Source organism: Pseudomonas sp. 58 R 12, assembly GCF_900005865.1.
In the GTDB taxonomy this organism is placed as follows: Bacteria; Pseudomonadota; Gammaproteobacteria; order Pseudomonadales; family Pseudomonadaceae; genus Aquipseudomonas; species Aquipseudomonas tritici.
On the sequence record NZ_CVTP01000006.1, the window covers coordinates 23,334 to 35,503 of the forward strand.

General features: G+C 60.0%; 14 protein-coding genes. 13 read left to right on the forward strand and 1 reads right to left on the reverse strand.

Annotation, left to right across the window (positions count from 1 at the left end; genetic code table 11):
- Positions 1 to 15: 15 nt before the first annotated feature.
- The gene (locus BFP95_RS02365; protein WP_065873833.1) at positions 16 to 1,581 is read left to right on the forward strand and encodes a methyl-accepting chemotaxis protein; all 1,566 of its coding nucleotides are present in this window, start codon (positions 16 to 18) and stop codon (positions 1,579 to 1,581) included.
- Between the two features lie 40 nt (positions 1,582 to 1,621).
- Here the strand turns inward: BFP95_RS02365 and BFP95_RS02370 are convergent, their stop codons facing one another.
- The gene (locus BFP95_RS02370) at positions 1,622 to 2,317 is read right to left on the reverse strand and encodes an alpha/beta family hydrolase (RefSeq protein WP_065881221.1); all 696 of its coding nucleotides are present in this window, start codon (positions 2,315 to 2,317) and stop codon (positions 1,622 to 1,624) included.
- Between the two features lie 79 nt (positions 2,318 to 2,396).
- Between BFP95_RS02370 and ccoN (BFP95_RS02375) the strand changes: the two genes are divergently transcribed.
- From ccoN (BFP95_RS02375) to BFP95_RS02430, 12 genes are all read left to right on the forward strand, one after another.
- Positions 2,397 to 3,821 carry a cytochrome-c oxidase, cbb3-type subunit I gene (ccoN, locus tag BFP95_RS02375; protein ID WP_049712053.1) on the forward strand — a complete coding sequence of 475 codons (1,425 nt, stop codon included), beginning with the start codon at positions 2,397 to 2,399 and terminating at the stop codon, positions 3,819 to 3,821.
- A gap of 10 nt (positions 3,822 to 3,831) precedes the next feature.
- Positions 3,832 to 4,440 carry a cytochrome-c oxidase, cbb3-type subunit II gene (gene ccoO / locus BFP95_RS02380; protein ID WP_065881223.1) on the forward strand — a complete coding sequence of 203 codons (609 nt, stop codon included), beginning with the start codon at positions 3,832 to 3,834 and terminating at the stop codon, positions 4,438 to 4,440.
- 3 nt (positions 4,441 to 4,443) lie between these two features.
- The gene (locus BFP95_RS02385) at positions 4,444 to 4,644 is read left to right on the forward strand and encodes a cbb3-type cytochrome oxidase subunit 3 (RefSeq protein ID WP_010208563.1); all 201 of its coding nucleotides are present in this window, start codon (positions 4,444 to 4,446) and stop codon (positions 4,642 to 4,644) included.
- On the forward strand, positions 4,641 to 5,588 hold the full coding sequence (gene ccoP / locus BFP95_RS02390; RefSeq protein ID WP_065873837.1) for a cytochrome-c oxidase, cbb3-type subunit III: 948 nt from the start codon (positions 4,641 to 4,643) through the stop codon (positions 5,586 to 5,588). Before BFP95_RS02385 ends, ccoP (BFP95_RS02390) begins: the two co-directional genes overlap by 4 nt.
- A 350-nt stretch (positions 5,589 to 5,938) precedes the next feature.
- Complete coding sequence (gene ccoN / locus BFP95_RS02395) at positions 5,939 to 7,381, forward strand: cytochrome-c oxidase, cbb3-type subunit I (protein WP_065873838.1); 1,443 nt, start codon at positions 5,939 to 5,941, stop codon at positions 7,379 to 7,381.
- Positions 7,381 to 7,989: a cytochrome-c oxidase, cbb3-type subunit II gene (gene ccoO / locus BFP95_RS02400; protein ID WP_003193167.1), complete on the forward strand. Its 609-nt coding sequence runs from the start codon at positions 7,381 to 7,383 to the stop codon at positions 7,987 to 7,989. The genes ccoN (BFP95_RS02395) and ccoO (BFP95_RS02400) overlap by 1 nt, the downstream gene beginning before the upstream one ends.
- Positions 7,990 to 7,995: 6 nt before the next feature.
- A complete protein-coding gene (locus BFP95_RS02405; protein WP_003175465.1) occupies positions 7,996 to 8,181 on the forward strand; it encodes a CcoQ/FixQ family Cbb3-type cytochrome c oxidase assembly chaperone in 186 nt (61 codons plus the stop codon).
- Positions 8,178 to 9,155, forward strand: a complete 978-nt coding sequence (gene ccoP, locus BFP95_RS02410) for a cytochrome-c oxidase, cbb3-type subunit III (RefSeq protein WP_049712048.1) — start codon at positions 8,178 to 8,180, stop codon at positions 9,153 to 9,155. Before BFP95_RS02405 ends, ccoP (BFP95_RS02410) begins: the two co-directional genes overlap by 4 nt.
- 171 nt (positions 9,156 to 9,326) lie before the next feature.
- Positions 9,327 to 9,581: a type II toxin-antitoxin system Phd/YefM family antitoxin gene (locus BFP95_RS02415; protein WP_065909186.1), complete on the forward strand. Its 255-nt coding sequence runs from the start codon at positions 9,327 to 9,329 to the stop codon at positions 9,579 to 9,581.
- Positions 9,581 to 9,991 carry a type II toxin-antitoxin system VapC family toxin gene (locus BFP95_RS02420; RefSeq protein ID WP_065873839.1) on the forward strand — a complete coding sequence of 137 codons (411 nt, stop codon included), beginning with the start codon at positions 9,581 to 9,583 and terminating at the stop codon, positions 9,989 to 9,991. The genes BFP95_RS02415 and BFP95_RS02420 overlap by 1 nt, the downstream gene beginning before the upstream one ends.
- Positions 9,992 to 10,198: 207 nt before the next feature.
- On the forward strand, positions 10,199 to 11,602 hold the full coding sequence (gene ccoG / locus BFP95_RS02425; protein WP_065873840.1) for a cytochrome c oxidase accessory protein CcoG: 1,404 nt from the start codon (positions 10,199 to 10,201) through the stop codon (positions 11,600 to 11,602).
- A 16-nt stretch (positions 11,603 to 11,618) separates the two neighbouring features.
- Positions 11,619 to 12,158: a FixH family protein gene (locus BFP95_RS02430; RefSeq protein ID WP_015885303.1), complete on the forward strand. Its 540-nt coding sequence runs from the start codon at positions 11,619 to 11,621 to the stop codon at positions 12,156 to 12,158.
- Positions 12,159 to 12,170: the final 12 nt, after the last annotated feature.

The window sequence follows — 12,170 nt, forward strand, 5'->3', positions numbered from 1 at the left end:
GCGGATTGAACAATCATGCGTAATAACCAACCCGTTACCCAGCGCGAACGTACCTTCCCCGCTCAGCAACGGTTGATCTCCACCACAGATGCCAAGGGCGTGATCACCTACTGCAACGACGCATTTGTCGAAATCAGTGGGTACACCCACGAAGAACTGGTCCGTGCCCCGCACAACCTGGTCCGTCACCCGGATGTTCCGGCGGCGGTGTTCGCGCACATGTGGTCGACGCTCAAACAAGGCTTGCCATGGATGGGCATCGTCAAGAATCGCTGCAAGACCGGTGATCACTACTGGGTTAACGCCTATGTGACGCCCGTCTTCGACGGCAACCAGGTGGTCGGCTACGAATCGGTGCGCATCAAGCCCACCTCTGAGCAGATCCGCCGGGCCGAAGCGCTTTATCACCGCATCAACCAGGGCAAGTCAGCGATCCCGCAGCGGGACAAGTGGCTGCCGGTGTTGCAGGACTGGCTGCCGTTTATCCTGGTGAGCCAGCTGAGCTTCATGATCGGCGCGTCACTCAACTCCCACTGGGGCTTTGCCCTGGCGGCTGGGTTGTCGGTGCCGTTGGGCCTGCTCGGCCTGAGCTGGCAACAGCGTGGCCTCAAGCGCTTGCTGCGACTGGCCGAGCAGACCACGTCCGACCCGTTGATCGCGCAGATGTACACCGACAGCCGTGGCGCCCAGGCGCGCCTGGAGATGTCGATCCTCAGCCAGGAGGCGCGTCTGAAGACGTGTCTGACGCGCTTGCAGGACACTGCCGAGCACCTGAACGCCCAGGCGGCGCAGTCCAACACCCTGGCGCATAACAGCTCCAGCGGCCTGGAACGCCAGCGTGTGGAAACCGAGCAGGTGGCTACGGCGGTCAACCAGATGGCGGCGACGACCCAGGAAGTCGCCAGCCATGTGCAGCGCACCGCCGATGCGACCCAAGAGGCTAACCGCCTGACCGGTCGCGGTCGCGACATTGCCGGGGAAACCCGCGAGGCGATTCAGCGCCTGTCAGCCGCCGTTGGAGAGACGGGCGCGACCGTTACCCAGTTGGCCAAGGACAGTGATGAGATCGGCGGCGTAGTCGACGTGATCAAGGGCATTGCCGACCAAACCAACCTGCTGGCGCTGAACGCAGCCATCGAAGCGGCGCGTGCCGGTGAAATGGGCCGTGGGTTTGCGGTGGTCGCTGACGAAGTCCGTCAACTGGCCCAGCGTACCGCCGAGTCGACCGGGCAGATCCATGCCCTGATCGCCAAGCTGCAGCACACCGCTGCGGCGGCTGTGCAAACCATGGACGCCGGGCATCGCCAGGCCGAAGAAGGCGTAGCGCGGGTGATGGAAGCGGATCAGGCGTTGGTTGGCATCAGCGAAGCGGTGGCACATATCACCGACATGACCACCCAGATCGCTGCTGCCACTGAAGAGCAAAGCTCCGTGGCCGAAGAGATCAGCCGCAATATCAGCACGATTGCGCTGTTGGCGGACCAGACGTCGGAGCAAGCGTTGAACTCGGCGCAGTTGAGTGAAGAGCTGACGCATACCGCGAATACCCAGTATTCGCTGGTGGAGCGTTTTAACCGGTAAATCGATTGTGGCGAGGGAGCTTGCTCCCTCGCCACAGGTTTCACTCAAGCTCTCTAAGAAAGCTAGAAACCCGCACCGCCGCAGCCTCCAAATGCTGCTCATGACTGCACCCCGACGCCTTCAACGGCTTCAAGTCATGATCCCCCGCCACCAGCCACATCACCTCGATGCTCGGCGACAAGTCGTATCCCTCCACCGCCGCCCGATTGCCCAGCGCATCGCGCTCGCCCTGCACAATCAACGTCGGCGCCTTCAACCCGGCCAGGTGCTCGACCCGTGGTTTTTCCGGCTTGCCCACCGCATAGAACGGATACCCCAGGCACACCAGCCCATCGGCGCCCACTTCATCGGCCAACAAACTGGCCATGCGCCCGCCCATGGACTTGCCGCCGATAACCAGTTTTCCAGCGACATGACGTCGCACCTCGGCATACACCTCACGCCAGGCTTCGAGCAGTTTTGGCGCCGGATTCGGTGGCCGCCTGCCCCCGTCAACCCGGCGCTGGGTCATGTACGGAAACTCGAAGCGCAACACGTTCACACCATGCCCGGCAAGGCGTGCAGCCATGTCGTTCATAAACCCGGAATCCATTGGCGCACCGGCGCCGTGGGCCAGGATCAGCGTGACGGGAGCGGCTGAAGTCGTCCTCGACGCCGCATCCCACAACCACCCATGTTCCCGCACACACTGCGCCCATTGATCCCCGTCAATACTGGCCTTGTGCTCTTTGCCCATGCTTGCCTCGCTTTTTAGTCTGCCTATAACTCCAGCCCAAGTGCCGCATCTGCTTGGGTTGAACCGTGGATGGGGAACCATGAACACTACTTTAAGTACCGCCTATAACTACAAGGTGGTCCGCCAATTCGCCATTATGACGGTGGTGTGGGGCATCGTCGGCATGGGGCTCGGGGTTTTTCTCGCTGCTCAATTGGTTTGGCCTGCACTCAACTTCGACTTGCCCTGGACCAGCTTCGGCCGCCTGCGCCCGTTGCACACCAACGCGGTGATCTTCGCCTTCGGTGGCTGCGCGCTGTTCGCCAGCTCCTTCTACTCGGTGCAACGTACCTGCCAGACGCAGCTGTTCGCGCCTAAAATCGCCGCATTCTGCTTCTGGGGCTGGCAGCTTGTCATTCTCTTGGCCGCCATCTCCTTGCCACTGGGCTACACCAGTTCCAAGGAATACGCAGAACTGGAATGGCCGATCGACATCCTGATCACCATTGTCTGGGTGGCGTATGCCATCGTGTTCTTTGGCACGATCATGAAGCGCAACACCAAGCACATCTACGTCGGCAACTGGTTCTTCGGTGCGTTCATCATCACCGTGGCCATCCTGCATATCGTCAACAACCTGGAAATCCCGGTCAGCCTGACCAAGTCCTACTCCCTCTACGGCGGTGCGACGGATGCCATGGTGCAGTGGTGGTATGGGCATAACGCGGTAGGATTTTTCCTCACCGCCGGCTTCCTCGGCATGATGTATTACTTCGTGCCGAAACAGGCCGAGCGCCCGGTGTATTCCTATCGGTTGTCCATCGTGCACTTCTGGGCACTGATCACCCTGTACATCTGGGCCGGCCCGCACCACTTGCACTACACCGCGCTGCCGGACTGGGCACAGTCGCTGGGCATGGTGATGTCGCTGGTGCTGCTGGCACCGAGCTGGGGCGGCATGATCAACGGCATGATGACGTTGTCGGGTGCCTGGCATAAGTTGCGCAGCGACCCGATCCTGCGCTTCCTCGTCGTCTCCCTGGCGTTCTACGGCATGTCGACCTTCGAAGGCCCGATGATGGCGATCAAGACCGTCAACGCCCTCTCCCACTACACCGACTGGACCATCGGCCACGTACACGCCGGCGCCCTTGGCTGGGTGGCGATGATTTCCATTGGCGCGCTGTACCACATGATCCCGAAAGTCTTCGGTCGCGAGCAGATGTACAGCCTTGGCCTGATCAACGCGCACTTCTGGCTGGCCACCATCGGCACCGTGCTCTACATCGCCTCGATGTGGGTCAACGGCATTGCCCAGGGCCTGATGTGGCGTGCAGTCAACGAAGACGGCACCTTGACCTACTCCTTCGTCGAAACCCTGGTGGCCAGCCACCCTGGCTTCATCGTGCGGTTGGTGGGCGGTGCGATCTTCCTCAGCGGCATGTTCCTGATGGCTTACAACACTTGGCGCACCGTGCGTTCGGCGCAACCTGCCGAAGTTGCCGCTGCGGCGCAGATGGCCTGAGGAGTCTGTGATGAAACACGAAACGATTGAAAAGAACGTCGGCCTGCTGATGCTGCTCATGGTGCTAGCCGTGAGCATCGGCGGCCTGACCCAGATCGTCCCGCTGTTCTTCCAGGACGTGACCAACAAACCGGTTGAAGGCATGAAGCCCTACACCGCGTTGCAACTGGAAGGCCGTGACATCTACATCCGCGAAGGCTGTGTACAGTGCCACTCGCAGATGATCCGCCCGTTCCGCGCCGAAACGGAACGCTACGGCCACTACTCGGTCGCCGGTGAAAGCGTGTGGGACCACCCGTTCCTGTGGGGTTCCAAGCGCACCGGGCCGGACCTGGCGCGCGTTGGCGCACGCTACTCGGACGACTGGCACCGCGCGCACTTGTACAACCCGCGCAACGTGGTGCCCGAGTCGAAAATGCCGGCCTATCCGTGGCTGGTCACCGCCCAGGTCGACAGCAGCCATACCGAGACCAAGTTGAACGTGATGCGCACCCTCGGCGTGCCCTACACCGACGACGACATCAGTGCCGCCGTGGCCAGCCTCAAAGGCAAGACCGAGATGGACGCGCTGGTTTCGTACCTGCAAGTACTCGGTACTGCCATCAAGAGCAAGAGGTGAGCCATGGGATTTGAATTCGATGCGGGCACCATCCGCGGCCTCGGCACGCTGGTGGTCGCCATCGCCTTTATCGGCCTGTCGCTGTGGGTGTTCAACAACCGGCGCAATGCGGAATTCGAGCAGGCGCGCCTGCTGCCCTTCGCCGATGAACCTTCTCCATCCGACGCTCAAGAAGAGCCTGCAATAAGGAGCACTCGGCCATGACCCTGTTTTGGAGTACATGGATCTGCGTACTGACCCTCGGCAGCCTGATCGGCCTGACCTGGCTCTTGATCGGTACCCGCAAGGGCGAGACCAAGGGCAGCGTCGACCAGACCATGGGCCACGCCTTCGACGGTATCGAGGAATACGACAACCCGCTGCCCCAGTGGTGGTTCATGCTGTTCGCCGGCACCCTGGTGTTTGCGGTCGGCTACCTGATCCTCTACCCGGGCCTGGGCAACTGGAAAGGCGTGTTGCCGGGCTATGAAGACGGCTGGACGTCGGCCAAGGAGTGGGACAAGGAGATGGCCAAGGCCGACACCAAGTTCGGGCCGATCTTCGCCAAATTCTCGGCCATGCCGCTGGAAGAAGTCGCAAAGGACCCGCAAGCGCTGAAAATGGGCGGTCGCCTGTTCGCTTCCAACTGCTCGGTGTGCCACGGCTCGGATGCCAAGGGCGCGTTTGGTTTCCCAAACCTGGCGGACAACATCTGGCGCTGGGGCGGTTCGGCTGAAGCGATCAAGACCACCATCCTGAACGGCCGCCACGCGGCGATGCCGGCCTGGGGTGACATGCTCGGCGACAACGGGGTGAAAAACGTCGCTGCGTACGTCCGCCACGACGTGGCCAAGCTGCCATTGCCTGCCGACAGCACCGCTGACCTGGCCGCAGGCCAAGCGGCGTTCAACACCACGTGTGTCGCGTGCCACGGTCCAGAAGGCCACGGCATGGAAGCCATGGGCGCACCCGACCTGACCAAACCGGCCGGCTACATCTACGGCACCAGCCTCGCGCAGTTGCAGCAGACCATCCGTCACGGCCGCCAAGGCCAAATGCCGGCGCAGGAAGTGCTGCAAGGTAACGATAAGGTGCACTTGTTGGCCGCGTATGTTTACAGCCTGTCCCACAACGCTGATGGTGCAACGCCAGAAAGCCAGCCCGAGTGACCTCTGAATGCCGCCCCAACTTGGGGCGGCAGCTCTACCCCGCTACGCGACCAAGTGTCGCACCCTTCCAAAGCACACCTTTCCCCCCCTCACTTTCGGGTCTACGCTTGTTCCCACAGCGGACCAATTCTGGCGTACGCAACGACATGCGTTGCGACCCCAAAATTTTCCTGTCCACTTGATCAGCTTTCTATTTCGGATTTTATCCCTACGCCAAACATGGAAAGGGCGCAGAATCTGGCGTGGAACGCATTGATACAGGTCAGCCATTGCGTTGCAATGGCCCCTCGCTTTCTCCATACTTGCGGCCGATTTTACCTATAAAAAAACCTAAACCGTGGAACCTTAGAATGAGCACAGCAATCAGTCCGACTGCTTATAACTATAAGGTAGTCCGCCAGTTCGCCATCATGACGGTGGTCTGGGGGATCCTTGGCATGGGGCTCGGGGTGTTTATCGCCTCGCAACTGGTTTGGCCGGAATTGAATTTCGGTTTGCCATGGACGACCTTTGGCCGCCTGCGCCCGCTGCACACCAACCTGGTGATCTTCGCCTTCGGCGGATGTGCATTGTTTGCCACCTCCTACTATGTCGTGCAGCGAACCTGCCAGACGCGACTGATCTCCGACAGCCTCGCGGCCTTCACCTTCTGGGGTTGGCAAGCGGTCATTGTCGGCGCCATCGTCACCCTGCCACTGGGGTACACCACCACCAAGGAATACGCCGAGCTGGAATGGCCCATCGCCATTTTGCTTGCCATTGTGTGGGTGACCTATGCCGTGGTGTTCTTCGGTACCATCGTCAAGCGCAAGACCAAGCACATCTATGTGGGCAACTGGTTCTACGGCGCCTTTATCCTGGTGACGGCGATGCTGCACATCGTCAACCACGCCTCGTTGCCGGTCAGCCTGTTCAAGTCTTACTCGGCTTACGCCGGGGCGACTGACGCGATGATCCAGTGGTGGTACGGCCACAACGCCGTAGGGTTTTTCCTCACCACCGGTTTCCTGGGGATGATGTACTACTTCGTGCCGAAACAGGCCGAACGTCCTATTTACTCGTACCGCCTGTCCATCGTGCACTTCTGGGCGCTGATCACCCTGTACATCTGGGCCGGCCCGCACCACTTGCACTACACCGCGTTGCCGGACTGGGCGCAGTCCCTGGGCATGGCAATGTCGATCATCCTTCTGGCCCCGAGCTGGGGCGGCATGATCAACGGCATGATGACCCTGTCGGGGGCCTGGCATAAATTGCGCACTGACCCGATCCTGCGCTTCCTCGTGGTATCGCTGGCGTTCTACGGCATGTCGACCTTTGAAGGGCCGATGATGGCGATCAAGACCGTCAACTCGCTGTCCCACTACACCGACTGGACCATCGGCCACGTACACGCCGGTGCGCTCGGTTGGGTCGCGATGATCTCCATCGGCGCGATCTACCACATGATCCCCAGACTGTTCGGCCGCGTGCAGATGCACAGTGTCGGGCTGATCAACACGCACTTCTGGCTGGCGACCATCGGTACCGTGCTCTACATCGCCTCGATGTGGGTCAACGGCATCACCCAGGGCCTGATGTGGCGTGCAATCAACGATGACGGCACCCTCACCTACTCCTTCGTCGAAGCGCTGCAGGCCAGCCATCCGGGCTTTATCGTCCGCGCGTTGGGCGGTGCGTTCTTTGCCACCGGCATGCTGTTCATGGCCTACAACGTCTGGCGCACCGTGCGTGCCTCGGACCCTGCCGAAGCCGAAGCCGCCGCCAAGATCGCCGTTGTGGGAGCCCACTGATGAAGCATGAAGTAGTCGAGAAGAATATCGGCCTGCTGGCCTTCTTCATGGTCATCGCCGTGAGTATCGGCGGCCTGACCCAGATCGTTCCGCTGTTTTTCCAGGACGTCACCAACAAGCCGGTGGAAGGCATGAAGCCGCGCACCGCGCTTGAACTGGAAGGCCGCGACGTCTACATCGCCAACGGTTGTGTCGGCTGCCACTCGCAGATGATCCGTCCGTTCCGCGCCGAAACCGAACGCTACGGCCACTACTCGGTCGCCGGCGAAAGCGTGTGGGACCACCCATTCCTGTGGGGTTCCAAACGTACCGGCCCGGATTTGGCGCGTGTCGGCGGTCGTTACTCTGATGACTGGCAACGTGCGCACTTGTACAACCCGCGCAACGTTGTGCCTGAGTCGAAAATGCCAGCGTACCCGTTCCTCGTGGAAAACAAGCTCGACGGCAAGGACACCGCGAAGAAGATGGAAGTCTTGCGCACCCTGGGCGTGCCCTACACCGACGAAGACATCGCCGGTGCAGCCGCAGCAGTGAAAGGCAAGACCGAAATGGACGCATTGGTGGCCTACCTGCAAGGCCTTGGCACCATCATCAAAAGCAAACGGTGATTCTTCATGGATATCGGGATGATTCGTGGCTTGGGCACCGTTGTGGTGATGGTGGCCTTTATCGGCCTGGCGTTGTGGGTGTTCAGCCCCAAGCGCAAGTCGGAGTTTGAAGACGCGACCTTGCTGCCCTTTGCGGATGATCCCGAAGCCATCAAGCACGTCGAGCAAGCTTCTAGGAGTAACAAAGAATGACTACGTTCTGGAGTCTGTACGTCACAGTCCTCAGTCTGGGTACCATCTTCGCCCTGACCTGGCTGCTGCTGTCGACCCGCAAGGGCCAGCGCGCCGAGCAAACCGACGAGACTGTCGGCCACTCGTTCGATGGCATCGAGGAATATGACAACCCACTGCCCAAGTGGTGGTTCATGCTGTTTGTCGGCACCATCATCTTCGCCCTCGGCTACCTGGTGCTGTACCCGGGCCTGGGCAATTGGAAGGGCCTGCTGCCGGGCTACAACTACCTCGACAACGACAAGCAAACCGCTTTCGCCAATGGCCAGACCGGTTGGACCGGCGTGCACGAGTGGGAAAAGGAAATGGCCAGGTCGGACGCCAAGTTCGGGCCGATCTTCGCCAAATTCGCCTCGATGCCGATTGAGGAAGTCGCCAAGGATCCGCAAGCCTTGAAGATGGGGGGCCGCCTGTTCGCCTCCAACTGCTCGGTGTGCCACGGTTCCGACGCCAAGGGCGCCTATGGCTTCCCCAACCTGACCGACGCCGACTGGCGCTGGGGTGGCGAGCCCGCCACCATCAAGGAAACCATCATGAAGGGCCGCCATGCCGTGATGCCGGCCTGGCTGGATATCCTCAAGGAACAAGGCGTCAGCGATGTGGCCGCGTTCGTCGTCACCAACCTCGACGGGCGCAAACTGCCAGAAGGCGTCAAGGCTGACGTGGCCAACGGCGAAAAACTCTTCGCCGCCAACTGCGTGGCCTGCCATGGCCCGGCCGGTAAAGGCACGCCCGCCATGGGCGCACCCGACCTGACCCACCCGGGTGCATTCATCTACGGTTCGAGCTTCGCCCAACTGCAACAGACCATCCGTTGGGGCCGCCAGGGCCAGATGCCTGCGCAGGAGCAACTGCAGGGGAACGACAAGGTGCACTTGCTGGCAGCCTATGTTTACAGCTTGTCCCATGGGGATAAGAAGGCTGAAGAGCAGTAAGACCTCGAAACATCAAAGCCCCGTGCAGCGAACGCTGGCGGGGCTTTGTTCATTCTGGCTTTCGAAGACTCTGTAAGCAGGTACCCGCTACCACTCGTAGCCTCACACTTGCGACCTGCAACAACCAAGTAGTAACGTAACTACATCCAGCCAAATAAAGGGGGCTCCCCCATGACCATCACCACCATTTCCAGCCGCGAATTCAACCAAGACACAAGTGGTGCCAAAAAAGCAGCCCGCCAAGGGCCGGTTTTTATCACCGATCGCGGCAAGCCGGCCCATGTACTGCTAAGCATTGAGGACTACCAGAAACTGACAGGGCTCAATGCCGACATCGTTGATCTGCTAGTGATGCCAGAAGCGGCCGATATCGACTTCGAAACCGAACGCGCCGTGATCACTCATCGACATGTGGACCTCTCTTGATGTATCTACTCGACACCAATGTTATTTCTGAACTTCGCAAACCCCACGCCGACGCAAAGGTGGTCGCATGGGCAAAGAGTGTCATCGCTCCACGCATGTTTATCTCTGCGATAACGCTTAAAGAACTGGAGACCGGAGTCTTGCGCATAGAGCGGCGAGACCCGGCGCAGGGGAAGGTATTGCGTACCTGGCTCAAACGCCATGTGATGCCCGCTTTCGATACCCGAATCCTGCCTGTTGACGCTGCGGTCGCACTGCGTTGCGCACATTTGCATGTTCCAGATCGGGCCAATGAAAGTGATGCGTTGATCGCCGCTACCGCCTTGGTTCATGGCCTCACCGTTGTGACGCGCAACGTCAGTGACTTCACATCCAGTGGCGTTTCACTGATTAATCCATGGGACGAATAACCGGCTTGGCCGCAAAAACCGTCCATACTTCCCAAGTCAATTGATCCAGGTCACGTACACCATCAATTGATTTCACCCAACGCGACCAAAGGTCGCACCCTTGACGTACTATCGGGGGCGTATCATTAGGCCACCGCAACACCCTTAATTTGACCCCGGTTGGCACGTACTGGCCGAGGCAAATCTCCACCGCCGTGGGATGCAATGATGAGCGACCAAATACCGGTACATAACGTTACCCCGCCTGCCAAAACCGTCGACCTCTACGCCTCGCGAGAGAAAATCTACACCCGTGCCTTCACCGGCCTATTCCGCAATCTGCGCATGCTCGGTGGTGCCGGCCTGTTCCTGCTCTACTTCGGCACCGTGTGGCTGAACTGGGGTGGCCACCAGGCCGTGTGGTGGAACCTGCCGGAACGTAAGTTCTTTATTTTTGGTGCGACCTTCTGGCCCCAGGACTTCATCCTGCTCTCAGGTATTTTGATTGTTGCGGCGTTTGGCCTGTTCTTTATCACCGTGTACGCCGGTCGCGTGTGGTGCGGGTATACCTGCCCGCAAAGCGTGTGGACATGGATCTTCATGTGGTGCGAAAAGGTCACCGAAGGCGACCGCAACCAGCGCATCAAGCTGGATAAAGCGCCGATGGGCGCCAACAAATTCTTGCGCAAATTCAGCAAGCACACCCTTTGGCTGCTGATCGGTTTTGTCACCGGCATGACCTTTGTCGGCTACTTCTCACCGATCCGCGAACTGGTGTTCGAGTTCTTCACCGGCCAGGCCGATGGCTGGTCGTATTTCTGGGTCGGTTTCTTCACCCTCGCCACCTATGGCAACGCCGGCTGGCTGCGCGAACAGGTGTGCATCTACATGTGTCCGTATGCGCGCTTCCAGAGCGTGATGTTCGACAAAGACACCCTGATCGTCTCCTACGACCCACGTCGTGGCGAACTGCGCGGCCCGCGTAAAAAGGGCGTCGACTACAAGGCCCAGGGCCTTGGGGATTGCATCGATTGCACGATGTGCGTGCAGGTGTGCCCGACCGGTATCGACATCCGCGACGGCCTGCAGATCGAGTGCATCGGCTGCGCCGCCTGTATCGACGCCTGCGACAACATCATGGACAAGATGGACTATCCGCGCGGCCTGATCAGCTACACCACCGAGCACAACCTGTCGGGGCAGAAAACCCACAAGCTGCGCCCGCGATTGATCGGCTACGCGCTGGTGTTGCTGGCGATGATCAGCCTGCTGGTGGCGGCGTTCTTCATGCGCTCGCTGGTGGGTTTCGACGTGAGCAAAGACCGCGTGCTGTTTCGCGAAAACGCCGAAGGGCGTATCGAAAACGTCTACAGCCTGAAGATCATGAACAAGGACCAGCGCGACCACACCTACGTGCTCGATGCTTCGGGCCTGCCGGACCTCAAGCTGCAGGGCCGCCGCGAGATCAAGGTGGCCGCCGGCGATATCGTCAGCATGCCGGTGGAGCTGTCGAGTGCGCCGGAGCAATTGCCGTCGAGCACCAACGAGGTGACCTTCATGCTCAAGGATGCCGATGACACCAGCGTCCAGATTGAAGCCAAGAGCCGATTCATCGGCCCGCAAGTTCGTTAATCAAGAGAACCGAACAATGTCCGTAGCAACTGCTGCAAGCCCTTGGTACAAGCATCTGTGGCCCTGGATCATCATCGGGATCCTGGCCTGCTCGGTGACCTTGACCCTGTCCATGGTGACCATCGCGGTGAACAACCCGGACAACCTGGTCAACGACAACTACTACGAGGCCGGCAAAGGCATCAACCGTTCTCTCGACCGTGAGCTGCTGGCCCAGACCCTGCAACTGCGCGCCAAGGTGCACCTGGATGAGTTGACCGGTGAAGTCGAGGTGAACCTCACCGGCAACAGCAACCCGACCACCCTGGAATTGAACCTGATTTCCCCGACCCAGCCCGAGAAGGATCGCAAGATCAACCTGGCCCGCAGTGACAGTGAACCCGGCCGCTACATAGGGCAGGTCACCGACAAGGTCGAAGGCCGTCGCTTCGTCGAATTGCTCGGCGTGGAAGGCGACCGCACCTGGCGCATGTTCGAGGAAGAACAGGTCAGCCACGACAAGGACTTGCTGCTGGGTGATGAACCGCTGCAGGGTGCCGAAGACCTGAAAAAGTAAAAACCTGCGCAA